At 66.0% G+C, this 17783-nt stretch carries 13 protein-coding genes and 1 pseudogene; 9 read left to right on the top strand and 5 right to left on the bottom strand.

The genetic code is table 11. The features are described 5' to 3' along the window. The first annotated feature begins 154 nt into the window (after nt 1–154). Both SIL87_RS09650 and SIL87_RS09645 read left to right on the top strand, forming a co-directional pair. Nucleotides 155–835, top strand: a complete 681-nt coding sequence (locus tag SIL87_RS09650; protein WP_319613962.1) for a DUF1045 domain-containing protein — start codon at nt 155–157, stop codon at nt 833–835. 193 nt (nt 836–1028) lie between these two features. After that, complete coding sequence (locus SIL87_RS09645; RefSeq protein ID WP_319613961.1) at nt 1029–1958, top strand: dihydrodipicolinate synthase family protein; 930 nt, start codon at nt 1029–1031, stop codon at nt 1956–1958. A gap of 158 nt (nt 1959–2116) precedes the next feature. Here SIL87_RS09645 and SIL87_RS20245 read toward each other — a convergent pair. Continuing rightward, a pseudogene (locus SIL87_RS20245) lies at nt 2117–2358 on the bottom strand (transposase); the annotation flags it as partial. A gap of 163 nt (nt 2359–2521) precedes the next feature. On the opposite strand from SIL87_RS20245, the gene SIL87_RS09635 reads away from it, so the two are divergent. After that, nucleotides 2522–3076 carry a Uma2 family endonuclease gene (locus tag SIL87_RS09635; RefSeq protein WP_319613960.1) on the top strand — a complete coding sequence of 185 codons (555 nt, stop codon included), beginning with the start codon at nt 2522–2524 and terminating at the stop codon, nt 3074–3076. A gap of 123 nt (nt 3077–3199) precedes the next feature. On the opposite strand, the gene uvrA is transcribed toward SIL87_RS09635, so the two are convergent. Continuing rightward, nucleotides 3200–6067 (bottom strand): excinuclease ABC subunit UvrA, encoded by a 2868-nt coding sequence (gene uvrA / locus SIL87_RS09630; protein WP_319613959.1) that lies wholly within the window; start codon nt 6065–6067, stop codon nt 3200–3202. 295 nt (nt 6068–6362) lie between these two features. Here uvrA and ssb point away from each other — a divergent pair, with 295 nt between their 5' ends. Next, nucleotides 6363–6893, top strand: coding sequence for a single-stranded DNA-binding protein (gene ssb, locus SIL87_RS09625; protein WP_319613958.1), 531 nt, complete (start codon nt 6363–6365; stop codon nt 6891–6893). 8 nt (nt 6894–6901) lie between these two features. Here ssb and SIL87_RS09620 read toward each other — a convergent pair whose 3' ends face one another. Genes SIL87_RS09620 through SIL87_RS09610 form a run of 3 tightly spaced genes read right to left on the bottom strand, consistent with a single transcriptional unit; the run spans nt 6902 to nt 9368 of the window. Continuing rightward, a complete protein-coding gene (locus SIL87_RS09620; protein ID WP_319613957.1) occupies nt 6902–7501 on the bottom strand; it encodes a hypothetical protein in 600 nt (199 codons plus the stop codon). Continuing rightward, nucleotides 7498–8175, bottom strand: coding sequence for a leucyl/phenylalanyl-tRNA--protein transferase (gene aat, locus SIL87_RS09615; RefSeq protein ID WP_319613956.1), 678 nt, complete (start codon nt 8173–8175; stop codon nt 7498–7500). The genes SIL87_RS09620 and aat overlap by 4 nt, the downstream gene beginning before the upstream one ends. Nucleotides 8176–8195: 20 nt before the next feature. Next, nucleotides 8196–9368, bottom strand: a complete 1173-nt coding sequence (locus SIL87_RS09610; protein ID WP_319613955.1) for a hypothetical protein — start codon at nt 9366–9368, stop codon at nt 8196–8198. 165 nt (nt 9369–9533) lie between these two features. Here SIL87_RS09610 and SIL87_RS09605 point away from each other — a divergent pair, with 165 nt between their 5' ends. From SIL87_RS09605 to SIL87_RS09585, 5 genes are read left to right on the top strand one after another with little or no spacing between them, the layout of a single operon-like run. Continuing rightward, nucleotides 9534–10955, top strand: coding sequence for a UDP-glucose dehydrogenase family protein (locus SIL87_RS09605; RefSeq protein ID WP_319613954.1), 1422 nt, complete (start codon nt 9534–9536; stop codon nt 10953–10955). Next, complete coding sequence (locus SIL87_RS09600) at nt 10948–12726, top strand: methyltransferase (RefSeq protein WP_319613953.1); 1779 nt, start codon at nt 10948–10950, stop codon at nt 12724–12726. Before SIL87_RS09605 ends, SIL87_RS09600 begins: the two co-directional genes overlap by 8 nt. Continuing rightward, nucleotides 12723–16202, top strand: a complete 3480-nt coding sequence (locus SIL87_RS09595; protein WP_319613952.1) for a methyltransferase domain-containing protein — start codon at nt 12723–12725, stop codon at nt 16200–16202. The genes SIL87_RS09600 and SIL87_RS09595 overlap by 4 nt, the downstream gene beginning before the upstream one ends. Beyond that, nucleotides 16111–16902: a rhamnan synthesis F family protein gene (locus SIL87_RS09590; protein WP_319613951.1), complete on the top strand. Its 792-nt coding sequence runs from the start codon at nt 16111–16113 to the stop codon at nt 16900–16902. The genes SIL87_RS09595 and SIL87_RS09590 overlap by 92 nt, the downstream gene beginning before the upstream one ends. Further along, on the top strand, nt 16892–17725 hold the full coding sequence (locus SIL87_RS09585) for a lysophospholipid acyltransferase family protein (RefSeq protein ID WP_319613950.1): 834 nt from the start codon (nt 16892–16894) through the stop codon (nt 17723–17725). Before SIL87_RS09590 ends, SIL87_RS09585 begins: the two co-directional genes overlap by 11 nt. The last annotated feature ends 58 nt before the right edge of the window (nt 17726–17783 follow it).

Genomic DNA, 17783 nt, shown 5'->3' with positions numbered 1-17783 from the left:
GTGGGATCACTGGGTGTGGGGTCACTGGGTTTGGGGTCACTGGAGGCCTCGGGCGATACGGTAGCTCGTCTGTCATAAATGGCGGGGGGGGACAATGGTGGCGGCGCGGTGATCCGGAGTATGGAGGCATTGCCCTCACTGATGGACCCCTGCGATGCGCGCTGCGATTTATTACGCCCCTGCCCTGTCCGATCCGCTCTGGGCGGCGGGGACGTGCTGGCTGGGGCGGGACCCGGAGCGCGGGGTGGCGCTGGTTCAGCCGGATTTTGCGGGGATTGCGGCGGCGACGGCGGCACCGCGGCGGTATGGGTTTCATGCCACGATCAAGCCGCCGATGCGGCTGGCGTTCGGGCTCGATGCGCTGATGGCGGATGTGCGGGAGTTGCTGGCCGGGGTGGCGCCGTTCGAGATGCCGGGGTTGCGGGTTTCACGGATCGACGGGTTCATTGCGCTGACCGAGATCGAGCGGAGTGCTGCGCTTCAGGCGGTGGCGGATTTGTGCGTGACCGGGCTGGAGCGGCATCGGGTTGCGGAATCGGCTACCGAGATGGCGCGGCGGGCGGGGCGGCTGGATGAGCATGGGCGGGGACTGCTGGCGCAATACGGGTATGGGCATGTGCTTGACCGGTGGCAGTTTCATATGACGCTGAGCGAGCGGCTGGCGGATGGCGATGCGCTGGAGGCGGCGGCGCGGGGGTATTTCGCGGCGGCGCTGGGGATGGCGCGACGGGTTGAGGGCGTGGCGGTGTTTGTCGAGGATAAGCCGGGCGCGGCGTTCAGGCTGGTGGGGCGGGTGGGGTTTGGTGAGGGGAAGAAGAAAAGTTCTTTTTTGTAAAAAAGAACCAAAAAACTTTCTTGAATTGGGGCACGGGCGTTTCGACAGCACAGACCCAGATTAACAAAGTTTTTTTTGCTTCTTTTTTGTTCACAAAAAAGAAGAACTTACTTTTATCTGCCTGCGACGCTGGCGTTTGCGTGGGCGGTTTTGGTGCCGTAGCGTGCGGGCAGGATTGGTGTGGGGGGGTGTGATGAGGCTCGATGAGGGGACGTCCGGGGTGTTTGCGATTGCGGCGACGCCGTTTTTGCCGGGTGGGGCGATCGATGAGGCTTCGGTCGATCGGCTGACGGATTTTTATGTCGGGTGCGGGGTTTCCGGGCTGACGATATTGGGGATTATGGGCGAGGCGCCGAAGCTGGATCAGGCGGAGGCGCTGGCGCTTTCGGACCGGGTGATCCGGCGGGCGGGGGTTCCGGTGATCGTGGGGGTTTCGGCGCCGGGGTTTGCCGCGATGCGGGGGCTGGCGCATGGCGCGATGGCGAGCGGGGCGGCGGGGGTGATGATTGCGCCGCCGCCTTCGTTGCGGACGGATGATCAGATCATTTCGTATTATCGGCAGGCGGTGGCGGCGATCGGGGCGGATGTTCCGTTCGTTATTCAGGATTATCCGCTGACGCTGAGCGTGGTGATGACGCCGGGGGTGATCCGGGCGATTGTGATGGAGCATTCGTCGTGCGTGATGCTCAAGCATGAGGATTGGCCGGGGTTGGAGAAAATCTCGGCGCTGCGGGGGTTTCAGCGCGAGGGGTCGATGCGGCCGCTTTCGATTTTGACCGGGAATGGCGGGTTGTTTCTGGATTTCGAGATGGAGCGCGGGGCGGATGGGGCGATGACGGGGTATGCGTTTCCCGACATGCTGGTGGAGCTGGTGGCGCGGGCCGGTGCGGGTGAGCGGGAGGCGGCGCATGATCTGTTCGATGCGCATCTGCCGTTGATCCGTTACGAGCAGCAGCAGGGGATCGGGCTCGCGGTGCGGAAATATGTGCTGTGGCGGCGGGGGGCGATTGCGCATGAGACCCAGCGGGCGCCGGCGGCGGGGTTGAGTGCGGTGGCGCGGGCGGAGATCGAGTATTTGCTGGAGCGGTTGGGGCGGCGGGATCGGCGGGCGGTTTTGGGTTAGGCGGATTCGAGGGCGTTCACGACCATTGCATCGAGCCCGCCGGGGGTTTGGCGCGCGGCGGCGATGTCCGCCCGGGACCAGCGGTGGGTGCAGGTGCCATTGCCGAGGAAGAGGATTTCGGAACAATCGTCGCCGATGGTGCCGAGCATGTGGGTGGATAGAATGACGCCGTGACCGGCGGCGCAGAGGGCGGCGAGGACGTCGTGCTTGATGTGATCGGGGGAACGGCGGTCGTTGAAACAGGCGGCGAAGCACTCGGTCAACCGGATCGCCCGATCGGCCGCACCCAGCAATAGAGCATCGGCATCCGAGGTGATCGCTCCACCGTCAAAGTCAGCAATCACGACCCGGCCCGGACCTCCCCAAATTCAAATCGCACCGCGCTACACTCCGTCTGCATCGGGGATACTCCTCTACTCGTGAAATTCCTTTGTCGCAGAAGAACTTTCACCGCTGTTTTTGGTGGTCCGGGGCGTAAAGGCATGGGGCGTTTTGGCTTCGCGCCGGTCAAATGTCGTGCTAAGTAATTATTTATGTCTAGTGCGATCAAATTCCCGGCTCGGATGAGTGTGGCGGAATTCTTGGATTGGTGTCCTGAGGACGGCCAGGTCTGGCAGCTTGTCGATGGTGAGCCGGTGGCGATGGCGCCGGCGAGTACGACGCATGCTCGGATTCAGGCGGAGATTGCGCGGTTGATCGGCAATCATCTGCTGGAGCGGGGCAGTGCTTGCGAAGTGCTGATGGCGCCCGGGGTTACGCCGCATCTGGAGCGTGCGCATAATGTGCGAGTGCCGGATATCGGGGTGAGTTGTTCGCCGGGTGGGGATGACGGGTCGCTGTTGAGTGCGCCCGTGTTGCTGATCGAGATATTATCGCCGAGCAATCATCGGGAGACTTGGGCGAACGTCTGGGCCTACGCGTCGATACCGAGCGTGCGTGAGATATTGGTCGTCTCTTCGGTATCGGTCGGTGCGGAGGTTTTGCGACGGCGGTCAGATGGCAGTTGGCCGGAGCAGGCGGAGGTTGTTTCCAGTGGCGAACTTCACTTGGAGAGCATCGGTTATGTGACGCCTTTGATGGCGTTTTACCGTACGACGCGGCTCAACACGCGTCGCTAAGGCGCGCCTGATTTCGTTTAGGTATGCAGCCCGGGCGCCGATCAGCCCGAGGACGAAAAGTTTTTTGCTTCTTTTTTTCAAAAAAGAAGTGCTTGCCTCCCCTTCCCTTCCCTCCCTTTCGCTTCAAGCCCGTCGGCGTTTGCGTTTTTCGGGGATGGGGGGTGCGAGGAGGGGGGCGAGGAAGCGGGCGGTGTGGGAGCGGGGGATGGTGGCGATGTCTTCGGGGGTGCCGGCTGCGACGATCTCGCCGCCGCCGTCGCCGCCTTCGGGGCCGAGGTCGATCACCCAGTCGGCGGTTTTGATGACTTCGAGGTTGTGTTCGATGACGATCACGGTGTTGCCGGTGTCGACCAGGGCGTGGAGCACTTCGAGGAGTTTGCGGACGTCTTCGAAGTGCAGGCCGGTGGTGGGTTCATCGAGGATGTAGAGGGTGCGGCCGGTGGCGCGGCGGGCGAGTTCCTTGGCGAGTTTGATGCGCTGGGCTTCACCGCCGGAGAGGGTGGTGGCGGATTGGCCGAGTTTGACGTAGCCGAGGCCGACTTTCAGGAGGAGTTCGAGGCGGTCGCGGATGCGGGGTTGGGCGGCGAAATAGGCCATGGCTTCTTCGACGTTGAGGTCGAGCACGTCGGCGATCGAGAGGTCGCGGAATTTGATTTCCAGGGTTTCGCGGTTGTAGCGTTTGCCTTTGCAGGTGTCGCATTTGACGAACACGTCCGGCAGGAAGTGCATTTCGATTTTCAGCACGCCGTCGCCCTGGCAGGCTTCGCAGCGGCCGCCTTTGACGTTGAAGGAGAAGCGGCCGGATTTGTAGCCGCGGGCGCGGGCTTCGGGGAGTTCGGCGAACCAGTCGCGGATCGGGGCGAACAGGTCGGTGTAGGTGGCGGGGTTGGAGCGGGGGGTGCGGCCGATCGGGGATTGGTCGATTTCGATGATTTTATCAAGCTGGTCGAGGCCGTCGATGCGGTCGTAGGGGGGGGGCACCTGGCCGGAGCCCATCAGGCGGCGGGAGACGGCTTTGTAGAGCGTGTCGATCACCAGAGTGGATTTGCCGCCGCCGGAGACGCCGGTGATGCAGGTGAAGACGCCGAGCGGGAAGGCGCCGGTGACGTTTTTGAGGTTGTTGCCACGCGCGCCGATCAGGCTGAGCATGCGGGCAGGGTCGATGGCGCGGCGTTGTTCGGGGATGGCGATGCCGCGGCGGCCTGAGAGGAAATCGCCGGTGAGGGAGCGGGGGTTGGCGGCGATTTCGGCGATTGTGCCTTCGGCGACGAGTTCGCCGCCGTGGATGCCGGCGAGTGGGCCCATGTCGATCACGTGGTCGGCGCTGCGGATGGCGTCTTCATCATGCTCAACCACCAAGACCGTGTTGCCGAGGTCGCGCAGGCGGCGGAGGGTGCCGAGGAGGCGTTCGTTGTCGCGCTGGTGCAGGCCGATCGAGGGTTCGTCGAGCACGTAGAGCACGCCGGTGAGGCCGGAGCCGATCTGGCTGGCGAGGCGGATGCGCTGGCTTTCACCGCCGGAGAGGGTGGCGGAGCCGCGCGCGAGGGAGAGGTAGTCGAGCCCGACATCGACGAGGAATTGCAGGCGTTCGGTGATTTCGCGGAGGATGCGTCGCGCGATGTCCTGGCGTTGGGGGGTGAGGGTCTCAAGGGTGCGGCCGAACCAGATGCGGGCGTCCCTGATCGAGAGGTCGGAGACGGCGGCGATGGTTTCGCCGTCGATTTTGACCGCGAGGGCCTGGGGTTTGAGGCGGGCGCCGTGGCAGGTTTTGCAGGGGCGGTCGGCCTGGTAGCGGGAGAGTTCCTCGCGGACCCAGACGCTGTCGGTCTCGCGCATCCGGCGTTCGAGGTTGCGGACGACGCCTTCGAAGGATTTGCTGACGCCGTAGGCGCGCACGCCATCCTTGTACTCGAAGGCGATTTCGGACTCCCCTGCCCCGTAGAGAATCGCGTCCCTGATTTTTTGCGGCAGGTTTTCCCATGGGGTCGATAGTTTGACCTTGAAGAATTTGGCGAGGCTCGCGAGGGTCTGGTCGTAATAGGGGGATTGGGCGTTGGCCCAGGGGGCGATGGCCTGCTGGGCGAGGGATTTCGTTTCGTCCGGCACGATCAGATGGGGGTCGAAGAAGGTTTCGGTGCCGAGGCCGGCGCAATCCGGGCAGGCGCCGTGGGGCGAGTTGAAGCTGAACAGGCGGGGTTCGACTTCCTCGATGGTGAAGCCGGAGACCGGGCAGGCGAAGCGGGCGGAGAAGACGGTGCGTTCGCCGGTATCGGCGTTTTCGGCGTAGACGATGCCGTCCGACATGGCGAGGGCGGTTTCGAAACTGTCGGCGAGGCGCTGTTCGATGCCCTCCTTGACCACGACGCGGTCGACCACCGCTTCGATTTCGTGTTTGGTTTTTTTGTTCAGGGCGGGAACTTCGGCGATTTCGTAGAGTTTGCCGTCGATTTTCACGCGGGTGAAGCCGCGGCGCTGGAGTTCGGCGAGTTCCTTGCGGTATTCGCCCTTGCGGTCGCGCACCACGGGGGCGAGCAGGAGCAGGCGGGTGGAATCGGGCATCGCCATGACGCGATCGACCATCTGGCTGACGGTCTGCGCCTCGATCGGCAGGCCGGTGGCGGGGGAATAGGGCACGCCGACGCGGGCCCAGAGCAGGCGCATGTAGTCGTGGATTTCGGTGACGGTGCCGACGGTGGAGCGGGGGTTTTTCGAGGTGGTTTTCTGTTCGATCGAAATGGCGGGGGACAGGCCCTCGATGCTGTCGACATCGGGCTTGCCCATCAGTTCGAGGAACTGGCGGGCATAAGCCGAGAGGCTCTCGACATAGCGGCGCTGGCCCTCGGCGTAGATGGTGTCGAACGCGAGGGAGGATTTGCCGGAGCCGGACAGGCCGGTGATGACGGTGAGCTGGTCGCGCGGGATGCGGACATCGACGTTTTTCAGATTATGCTCGCGCGCGCCGCGAACGACGATGAAACCCGACCCGGTCATGCTTTTGTTTCCGATATGTTCATGGTAGATATGGCGGCAAAATCGGGCTGTGGGAAGGGGTGGATGGTGCGGTGCAGGGATGATCGAGAAAGGGTAGCGAGCGCTTCTTTTTTGGAAAAAAGAAGCAAAAAACTTTTATTTATATAGGCTTGTGCGGTTTTGTTGGCACCGGACCCAAATTGACGAAGTTTTTTTTGCTTCTTTTTTGTTCACAAAAAAGAAGGCCTTTCTTTGGCTTGACGCATTGGACCACCGGTGACACGGGTTGCGAACGGAACACGATAGGGGATCGACGATGGCGGGTAGTGTGAACAAGGTGACGCTGGTGGGCAATCTGGGCAAGGACCCGGAGGTGCGGACCACGCAGTCGGGGATGAAGGTCGTCAATCTGGCTCTTGCGACGTCGGAATCGTGGAACGACAAGGCCAGCGGGGAGCGCCAGGAGCGCACCGAGTGGCATCGGGTCGTGATCATGAACGACCGGTTGGCCGAGGTGGCGGAGAAATATCTCAAGAAGGGCTCGAAGCTTTATCTGGAGGGCAAGTTGCAGACGCGGAAATGGACCGATCAGGCGGGGGTGGAGAAATTCACGACCGAGGTGATGCTGGGGCGGTTCGGCGCGGAGATGGTGTTGCTCGATCGGCCCACGGGCGGCGGCGCGATGGCGGGCGGTGGCGATAGTTATGGCGGGGGAAGCAGCGCGCCGGCGCGGCGTTCGACGGGTGGCAATACCGGTGGTGGCAATATGGGCGGTGGCAATATGGGCGGTGGCGGCGGATGGGATTCCGGGCGGGGGAACGATCTCGACGATGAAATTCCGTTCTGAGGGCGGGATCAGCCGCCGAGGAGTTGCGCAAGCATCTGCGGCGGCAGGTTGATGTTGGAGTAGCCCTGCGGGAGCTGGAAATCTTCCGGGGGCTGCGGGGCTTCGGCGATTTGCAGGGCGGTGACCTGGGCCGAGCCTTTCGAGTCCTTGCCGGTGGCGGCGAGGACGATGCCGCTTCGGGTGATGCAGGCCGAGCCGTCACCCTTGCGTTTGAGGATCAGGTAGCGGGTGCATTGGTGGCCGGCGATGGTGGCGTCGCCGAGGCGGGTGAAATGGGCACCGTTCTGATCGAGCGCCTTGTGGATCACGCCCGAGAGGCCGGGAACCGCGACGATGGCGTGCATCTGCGGGACCACGATATCGGCGGAGCCGGCGGCGAGGTCGAGCAGCACGGTCACGCCGGTCGCCTGGCCGGAGAGGCTGACGGCGCGGAGCATCCGGCTGGAGGCCTGGTAGCGCACCCGCCAGGTCTGGGTCGGTTTGCCGGGCTGGGTGACCTGATAGACGCCCATGGCATCGCGATCGGGGATCAGGCGCGGGGCGGCGAAGGCGGGCACGATGGCCGCGCCGGAGAGCAGCAGCGCGGCGGCGGCGATTTTGAAATTCATGGCGAATCCTCGGAACTCTTCGAACGCATCGCCTCGATATCGTGCATGATTGTGGCAGGATCAAGCGCGGCGTTCCAGCGCGCCGGGATCGCCACCGCTTCGGCCAGCAGGGCGTGATAGTGGGCGCGGCTGACTTCGTGCGCGCCGAAGCGGGCGAGATGGGTGGTGAGGAACTGGGTGTCGAGCAGGGTGAAGCCCGAGAGGCGCAGGCGGGCGACCAGATGTGCGAGGGCGAGTTTCGAGGCGTCGCGCACGAAAGAGACCATGCTTTCGCCGAAAAAAGCCCCGCCGATCGCCAGACCGTAGAGGCCGCCGACGAGGCGGGGACCACTCCAGACTTCGATGCTGTGGGCGTGGCCGCGATAATGGAGTTCGACGAACAGACGCTCGATTTCGGGGTTGATCCAGGTTTCCGGACGCACCGCGCGTTCGGCGGCGCAGGCGGCGATCAAAGACGGGAAATCACGATTGCTGACGATTTCGAGCGGGGTGGTGCGCAGGGTGCGGAACAGGCGGCGGGGCAGATGGAACCCGTCGAGCGGCAGGATGCCGCGATGTTCGGGATCGAGGAAATGCAGGTGCCGGGAATGGCGGGTTTCGGCCATCGGGAACATGCCGAGGCGGTAGGCGCGCAGGATCATGTCCGGAGTGAGGTGGAGATTGCGCGCGCTCATGGCGTGTTGTCGCGCGAAACTCAGGCGGCGACAACCGCGCTCACCGGTTGGGTCGCGCCGTCGAACCGGGCGCGGGCGATTTCGTACACCACCCGGTCGAGCCGGGTCAGGCGCTCGATTTCGGCCTCGGCCTCCGCGGTGATGGTGACGGTTTCGGTCCGGCGGAACCAGCCGCTGGGGTCGGTATGGTTTTCGGCGGCGATGTTGCCGCGCACCGGGGCTTCGGGCGGCTTTGCGCCGATCAGGGCGGCGAGGCGATGGATGCTTTCGTCCATCCGTTCGGTGATGCCGACGAAGCCGATCCGGTCGAGGGCGGCGACCGCCTGATTGAGGGCGGCGACCGGCGAGCGGATCAGAGGATCGATGGTGGCGCCGGTCGCGTAGCGTCCGGTCAGGCGGCGGACGTAGAAATTGTCGATGTAATCGCGGAGCAGGGGTTCGGGGTCGCGCAGGAAACCGAGCAGGTCGTTGCGGTGGGCGGACCCGACCACGGGATCGTGTTCGATGTCGTCGACCATGGCGGGATTGACCGCGCGCCAGTAGCGGTACAGCGAGATCAGGCGGGCGCGCGGGTCGCGCAGCATGGTGAAGATGAAGCGCTCGGGTTCGATTCGTTCGAGGGTGGGCAGGCCGAAATGACCCCAGAGCAGGGAATATTTCGTGATGTCACGGCCGATGCCGGGCGGGGCGCGATAGAAATTATGCGGGGGCGCGGCGCGCAGGGGGTCGGGGTCGATCTGGTCGGGGTGGAACTGCCCGGTGAGCCATTTGACCACGGCGACGCCGCCGCATTTTTCCAGATGCAGGAAGCCGAGTTTCGGGCCGGTCCAGGCGGTGAAGATATTGCCGAGGAGATCGGGGATCGGCGGGACCGGGCCGGTTCGTTCGAGATCGTCGATGGTCATGCCCTGGTTTTTGATGAACCACATCATGCGCAGCAATTCGGGCAGGAGGGACTCCATATCGGGCTGGAGCATCAGGCCGCGCAGGAGGGCGGGCATCCGGACGAATTTGGTGGCGACGGCGCGGCGGAACAGATCGGCTTCGGCCCCGGTGGGCCAGCGGCCCAGGGCCATGCGGAGCAGAGGGCGGGTGGAACCGCGGAGCAGCGTCCGGGTCAGCAGGGTGCGGGTCAATCGGGCGCGAGACCGACCGCCGGAAGGCGGCTGGATGGCAGGATCGGGATCGGACATGCCATTTGACTAATGTGTTGCATTGCAGCGGGTCAAGCATCGAACATTTGCGGAATGTTACGATCGGGAGACACGCCCGCGTGAGGCCGAGGTCTTGCAACCCGTGATGGAGATTGTCAGAACGGATCGGCGTCAACCCTCGATCGACCTGTTGGAGTGCCCGGATTGAAAATCGCGATCATCGGCGGCGGCTATGTCGGCCTGGTATCGGCGGCGTGTTTTGCCGAATTCGGCGTCGAGGTGTGTGTCGCCGAGACCGATCCGGCGCGGCTGGATCGGCTGCTGGCGGGCGAGATGCCGATTTACGAGCCGGGGCTCGATGCGCTGGTGGCGAGCAACCGGGCGGCGGGGCGGCTTTCGTTCACCGGGGCGCTGGCCGAGGCGATTGCCGGGGTTGAGGCCGTGTTCATCGCGGTGGGCACGCCCTCGCGGCGGGGCGGCGGCCATGCCGACCTGACCTATGTGTTCGCGGCGGCGGAGCAGGTGCTGAAGGCGCTCGATCATCCGGTGGTTCTGGTGACCAAATCGACCGTGCCGGTCGGCACCGGGCGGAAGCTGGCGGCGCTGGCGGCGCGGCTGCGGCCTGATCTTGCGGTCGAGATTGCGTCGAACCCGGAATTTCTGCGCGAGGGCAGCGCGATCGGCGATTTCATGCGACCCGATCGGGTGGTGGTGGGGGCGGAGACCGAGCGGGCGCGGGCGGTTTTGCGGGCGCTGTACCGGCCGCTCAATCTGATCGAGACGCCTGTTCTGATGACCGGGCTGGAGACTGCCGAACTGATCAAATACGCGGCCAATGCCTATCTTGCGATGAAGGTGACGTTCATCAATGAAATGGCGGATCTGTGCGAGGCGGTGGGCGCGGATGTTCATGACGTGTCGCGCGGGATGGGGCTGGATGGGCGGATCGGGCGGAAGTTCCTGCATCCCGGGCCGGGATTCGGTGGCTCTTGCTTTCCCAAGGATACGCTGGCTCTGGCGCGGATCGCGCAGGATGCCCGCGCGCCGAGCCGGCTGACCGAGGCGGTGGTGGCGGTGAACGAGGCGCGCAAGGCCGGGCTCGGGCGCAGGATTATCGATTTCGCGCTGGCGGCGGGGCCGGCGGGCGAGGATTTGCGGGGCCGGCGGATCGCGGTGCTCGGCCTCGCGTTCAAGCCGGAGACCGACGATATGCGGGATTCGCCCGCGATTCCCGCGATCGAGGCGCTGGCGGAGACCGGGGCGGTGATTGCGGCCTACGATCCGGCGGCGATGAGTGCGGCGAAACCGCTGCTGCCGGGGTCGGTGGTTTATGCCGAAAGCGCGTTGCAGGCAATCGAGGGTGCTGATCTGCTGGTGGTGATGACCGAGTGGAACGAGTTTCGCGCGCTGGCGCCGGCGCGGCTGGCGCAGGCGATGGCGGGGCGGGTGATCGTGGACCTGCGCAATATTTTCGATCCGGCGGCGATGCGCGCGGCGGGATTCGTGTATCATGGGGTGGGACGCGGGCAGCGCCCGGTGACTGCCGATGCTGACGCGTACGATGATGATGCTGACGATGACCATGCCGTGATGGGCAGAGATGAGAAGGACCTTGCCGATGGATGATGTCGCCACCGCTCACGAGGGGCAGACCGCCGGACCGGCGGGCGAGGAGGCGGTGCGGCGCGATCAGCATGGGCTTGCGATGATCGGGGCGTATCCGGATTTCGCCAATCCCGATCTGGTCGAGACCATGCCGCTGACCGCGCGCACGCTGATCGATATCGGGTGCGGCGGCGGGGCGATCGGGGCGGCGTATCTGCGGCGCAATCCGCGCGCGCGGATGCTGGGCGTGGATATCGATCCCGGTTCGATCGAGGTGGCGCGGACCCGGCTGACCGAGGCGGCGGTGTGCGACGTGCAGACCGAGGCGTTTCCCTTCGATTTGTCCGAGGGGGTCGACTGCCTGGTGTATGGCGATGTGCTGGAGCATCTGGCCGATCCGTGGGCGGTACTGGCGCGGCATGTCGAGGTGCTCAATCCGGATGGGACGGTACTGGTGTGTTTTCCCAATGTCGAGCATTGGAGCATCACCTACCGGCTGCTCAAGGGCAGTTTCGATTATGAGGATGCCGGGTTGCTCGACCGGACGCATCTGCGGTGGTTCACCCCGCGCACCATGGGGGCGGCGCTGGAGCGGGCCGGGCTGACGGTGTGCGATGTGCGGCCGCGCCCGGTCGATCCGACCGAGGCGGCGCGGTTTGTCGAGGCGATGGGACCGGCGCTCGGCGCGCTGGGGATCGATACCGGGGATTATCTGAACCGGGCGGCGCCGATCCAGTTCGTGTGGCGGGCGAAGAAGCAGCCGCGGCCCCGGCTGGTGCTCGGCGCCACCATGCTGCCGCCGGTGGGCGGGGTTTCCGATGCGCGGGTGATCGAGCCGGTGCGGGCGATGGCGACCGATGCCTCGCTGCTGACCAGTATTCGCCCGGAGAGCGAGCTGACCCCGATATTCGAGGGCGGGGCGCAGGTGGCGGTGCTGCACCGGCCGCTGCTGCTCGGCGAGCCGGGGCTGGCGCGGGTGCGCGAGCTGATCCGGCGCGGGTATGTCGTGGTGTCGGAATTCGACGATCATCCGGGATTTCTGGAGGCGCGCGGGGTTTCGCAGGCGGATTTGCTGACGTTCACGGCGGTGCATGCGGTGCAGACCAGTACCGAGGCGCTGGCGGCGGTGCTGTGCGGGTTCAATCCCGAGATCGCGGTGTTTCCGAACGCGGTGGCGGAACTGCCGACGCCGGTGAATTTCGCCGATCCCGAGCGGATGACGCTGTTTTTCGGGGCGCTGAACCGCGAGGAGGATTGGGCGCCGTATATGCCGGTGCTGAACGAGGTGCTGCGGGCGGTGGGGGCGCGGCTTGCCGTGACCGTGGTGCATGATCGCGGGTTTTTCGATGCGCTGGATACGACGGAAAAGACGTTCGTGCCGACCTGCGATTACCCGACCTATCGGGGGCTGCTCGCGCAGTCGGAGATTTCGTTCATGCCGTTGCAGGATACCGTGTTCAATCAGGCGAAATCGGATCTGAAATTTTTGGAGGCGAGTGCGGCGCGCGTGGTCTCGCTGTGCAGCCCGGTGGTGTATGAGGCGAGCGTGCGCGAGGGCGAGACCGGGTTGCTGTTCCGCAGCCCGGATCATCTGCGGATGCAGTTGCTGCGGCTGCTCGCCTACCCCGATGCGGCGCGGCGGCTGGCGGAGGCGGCGCGGGCCGAGGTGAGCGCGGGGCGGATGCTGGCGTATCAGGTCCGGGCGCGGACCGACTGGTATCATGCGCTGTGGGCGCGGCGGGAGGAGTTGACCGAAGCGCTGCGGGCCCGGGTGCCGGCGCTGTTCGCTTGAGCACATCCGGCGTGCCCGGGCGGGAGGATGGTGACGTGCCGGCGGGCGGCATCCGGATCGACTGGCCGGCATCGGATCAGCCGGCGTATCAGGGGGTGTGCCCGAATTGCGGTGCGGCGGGGGACAAGCCGCATGTACTGGATGTGGCCTGGGTGGCGCCCAAGCTGCCGCAGGGCGATCGCAAGCCGGTTTATATGTGTCCATCCTGCACCGCGCGGTTCTATCCGCCGCTGAAGGTGCCGAATTATCATGATCCGGATGTGATGGATTGGGGCTGGCATCAGTTTCACATCCAGCAGGGCGCGGGGCTGGTGCCGATCACGGCACCGCTCGGGCGGATCGACCGGCCGGGGGGCACGCGGTTTCTGGAGATCGGGTGCGGGTACGGGTTCGGGCTGGATTTCGCGATCCATGCGCTGGGCTGGGAGGGGATGGGCATCGATCCGTCGCCGATGGCGCGGCTGGGGGCGGCGGATCTCGCGATCGAGATCCGTGATGGGTATTTTCCGCAGGCCGACCCGGAAGCGCGGATCTGGGACGTGATCGCGGCGACCGAGGTGATCGAGCATGTCGAGCAACCCCCTGCCCTGCTGGCAGCGTTGCGGGCGCGGCTGGCGCGCGACGGGGTGTTGCTGCTGACGACGCCGGATGGCGAGGCGATCAGGCGCGAGACGCCGGAGGCGGCGCTGGCGCAGTTGCTGGCACCGGGCATTCACATGGTGTTTCAGACCGAGGCGAGTTTGCGCCGGTTGTTTGCGGCGGCCGGGTTCGGCGATGTCGTGGTCGGGCGGGACGGGCTGACGCTGGTGGCCTATGCCGGGGCGATCGCGGGGGTGGTGACCGACGAGCGGGCGGATCATCGGGCGCGGTTTCGGAATTATCTGGCGGCGCGGGCGGCGGCGGTGCCGACCGGGAGCGATCTGGGGCTGGGGTTTGCCGGGCGCGCGATGTTCGAGGCGGTGGTGGATCTGGATTGGGCGGCGGCGCGGACGGCGCGGGGTTTGCTGTGGCCGGCGATCAGGGCGCGGTTCGGGCTCGATCTCGATGAGTTACGGGAGGTTCCGGCGGATTTTTTCGGGATCGGGCTGGCTGCGCTGAAGGATGCGATGCCGCTGAATCTCGGGATGATTTTATACGCCGAGGCGAGCCGGTTGCGCGCCGAGCCGGTGCTGCGACCGCAGGCGGGGGCGATGTTCACGCTCGCGGGCATGGCGGCGCAGGCACTTCATTCCGCTCTGGCACAGGCGACGCTGAACGACGGTCTGGCCGAGGAACTGGTGTGGCGCGGGGCGGCGGAAGCGGCGATCGAGGCGGCGCGGGTGGCGGCACCGGAGACGCTGGGGCGGGTTGATTATCTGCGGTCGCTGCCGGTCGGGCGGGGTGAGCTTGCGGCGGCGACGTGGCGGGTGGTGGTCGAACTGGTCAATCAGGGGGCGATCGATCCGGCGCGGGAGATGGTCGGGCGGTATGGGCTGCTGGATGAGCTGGATGATCTGCCCGCGCTGGTGCGGCGGGATGCGATGATCGTGCGCGGGCAGATGGCGCTGGCGCCTGACGGCGATCCGGCGGAGGCGATGATGATCGCGGGGATGATGGATGCCGGAGAGACCGCGGCGGATGAGATTTTGCTGGGTGGGTTCGTGCGCCTGACGAATGGCGGGCGGTACGGGGAGGCGGCGCTTCATATCGGGGCGGTGAGTGCCGCGGCGCTGCGGCGCGAGGATGATGTGGCGGCGGATGCGCGGGCGGCGCTGGCGATCGTGATCGAGCGGACCGCCGATCCGGTGGCGGTTCCGGGACTGCTGCGCGGGGTGGCGCTCGATCCGGCGCGGCGCGATCAGATCGTGCTGGAGGCGTTCTGCCGGCTGGTCGATGCCGGGCGGCATGAGGAGGCGATACTGTTCGTGGATGCCGAGAACATCGTCAGCCGGGCGGTGGCGCGCGATGATGTCGCCGGGCACGATGCGCGGCTGGCGCTGGCGCTGCTCGATCTGGCGACCGGGGACCCGATGGATGTGCCGGCCCGGCTCGCGGGGCTGGCGATTGATGAGGCGCGGCGGTGCGAGCTGATCATCGGGGCGTTTTCGCGGCTGGTGAATGCGGCGCGGTATCAGGATGCCGAGGCGTTTGCGCGGGCGGAGGGGATCGAGGCGATGGCCGATCCGGCGACGTTGGAGGGGCTGGATGCGGTCATCGGGCTTGCGATTCTCGACCTTGTAACCGGCGATCCGGCGATGGCGCCGCGACGGATTGCCGGGGTGGGGATCGATGAGGAGCGGCGGCGGCAGATCACGCTCGGGGCCTTCGTGACGCTGGTCAACCGGGGGCGTTACGACGAGGCGATTGATCTGCGGGAGGGCGCGCCGATCGAGGCGTGGGCGCGGCGGGGGGATGACGAGGATGGGGCTGATGCGTCGATCGCGCTGGTCGCGCTTGCGCTGGTCAGGGGCGATCCGGCGGATGTGCCGCATCTGGTCGCGCGCCTGCCCGGTTTGACGGCGGTGGCTTGTGCCGATGCGCGGGCGCAGGCCGCGTTGCGGTTGATCCATCTCGGGCGCGAGGACGAGGCGCGACCGCTGTTCGGGATGATCGATATTACCCTGCTCGATCCGGCGAGCCGTGCCGATCTGATCGCGACGGAGGCGAGATTCGCGGCGGAATCCGGCGATATCGAGGGGCTGGTGGGATTGCTCGACATGCTCGACGCCGATGCCGAACCGGCGCGGGTTCAGGCGCTGGCGACCGCCGGGTTCGTCACCGCCGTGGCGAGGGGGGATTTTGCCGGGGCGGGGCGGCTGCGCTCGCGGATCGAAAAGGATTTTGTCAATTACGCGAAGGCGACGACGGAGGGGTTGCGAAGTGCCGGGTATGCGCTCGGCGTTCTCGATCTGCAGGAACCGGCGCAGCCGCACCGGGCCGAAGCGGCCTTCGCTGCGGTGCGCCGGGGTTTTGCGCTGGAGCTTGGCGAGGGCGAGGCGGCACCCGCGCTGTTCTGGGAGTCGCTGCGGGGCGAGATCATCGCGCTGCACCGGACCGACCGGGCGGCGGAGGCGACCGCGTTGGGCCGGGCCATGCTGAAGCGGTATCAGGGCGCTCCGGATGATCTCGCGGCGGAACTCACCGGCGGGGGGCACGATGATGGCGGTGTTGCGCCGGCTCTGGCTCGGGGTCAGCGCGGTTCGTGCGGCGGTCACGCTTGCGGTGGCAGGGGTGCTCGGGCGGTTGCGCAGCCCGCATCAGGTGATCGTCAGCAAGCCGGTCACCGGGATTTCGCTCGGGCCGAAAGTGGTGCTGTTTTTGCACTGGGATCGCGGCGGGCGGGTTCGCGAGGCGTTGTTCAGCTATATCGCGCAACTGGCGGAATCGGGACGGTCGGTCGTTTTCGTGACCAATGCGGGCAAGATCGAGCCCAATGCCGAGGCGCGGCTTCTGACCCTGTGCGCGGGCGTGCTGGTGCGGCGCAATATCGGGTATGATTTCGGCGGCTGGCGGGACGGGATCGAGACGCTGAATTTGCCGCAGGCGGAGACCGAGGAGATCATCATCGTCAATGACAGCGTGTTCGGACCGGTGCGACCGCTGGAGGCGACGCTGTTACGGCTCGATTATGCCGAGGCGGATGTCTGGGGACTGACCGAAAGCTGGCAGCGGCGGTATCATCTGCAGTCGTATTTCGTGGCGTTCGGGCCGCGGGCGATCCGCTCGGCGGCGTTCCGCAAATTCTGGGCGCAGGTGATCCCGGCACCTTCGAAAGCCTATGTGATCGGGAAATATGAGATCGGCATGACCCAGGCGATGATCAAGGCGGGGCTGCGGGTTTCGGTGCTGTGGCCCTATGAGATGTTGACCAAGCAGATCAGCCGCGACCAGTTGACCGAGTATCTGGCGGGAGACGGATCGACGCGCAACGATCCGCTCGACCTGACCCGCTGGCTGCATGTGCTGCGGCTGCGCGATGCGATCGCCCGGCGCAAGCCGCTCAACCCGACCTCAGATTTGTGGCGGCATCTGCTGCTGTCGGGGTATCCGTTCATCAAGCGGGAATTGCTGCGCGACAATCCGACGCGGGTTGAGGATGTCGGGGATTGGGCGGATGTGCTGCGGGATACGCTCGGGGTTGATCCGGGGCCGATCATTGCGGATTTGCGGACGATGCTGAAGGGGGATGCGCCGTGACGCGGGGCTTCTGTCGGGGTTAGGGGTGGTCGCGACCCTGCGCATGCTGGGGCGGCTGGTGGTGTTCGTGGTCTGGACGCTGGTTCTGCTGCCGGTGCAGATGGTGCTGATCCGGCTGCCAGGGGCGGGCAAGCAGCGATTGCCGATGCGCTACTGGGGCGGGGTGGCGCGGATCGTGGGGTTGCGGCTCGATGTCAGCGGCGCGGTGGCGCAGGGAGACGGGCGGCCGGTGATTTTTGTGGCGAATCATAGTTCATGGCTCGATATCGTCGCCCTTGGGGCGGTGCTGCCGGGGTGTTTCGTGGCGAAGGCGGAGGTTGCGCGCTGGCCCGGGATCAACTGGGTGGCGGCGGCGGGGCGGACGATTTTCGTCTCGCGCCGGCATCGCGCGGCGGCGGGCGAGCGCAATGCGATGCAGGAGCGCCTGGCCGCCGGGGATAATCTGATCCTGTTTCCCGAGGGCACGACCTCGGACGGGGCGCGGGTGATGCCGTTTCATCCGACATTCCTCGCCCTCGCGGGGGATGCGACCAGGCCGATCGTGCAGGCGGTGACGATCGTTTACGACCGGATGGACGGGTTGCCGATCTGCCGGCGCAACCGACCCCTGGTGGCGTGGTATGGCGATATGGACATTGCCTCGCATTACGCCGAACTCGGACGGCATGACTGGCGGGCGCGGATCGTGATCGATCCGCCGCTGGTGGTTGCGGGCGGGCGCAAGCAGCTCGGCGCGGCGCTGGAGGCACGGATCGGGGCGGTTGCGGCGCAGATCCGCCAGGGGCGGGACGTTGAAGCCGAAGCGTCATCGGAAAAGTCTTGACATGACGGGCGGTCGGTCTGCGATACTCGATTGATGGACTCGGACCATGGACTCGGGG

The sequence above is a fragment of the Acidiphilium acidophilum genome (assembly GCF_033842475.1).
Taxonomy (GTDB): Bacteria; Pseudomonadota; Alphaproteobacteria; order Acetobacterales; family Acetobacteraceae; genus Acidiphilium; species Acidiphilium acidophilum.
Note: the sequence above shows the minus strand (reverse complement) of the source record. Positions and strands in the feature narration are given on the sequence as shown.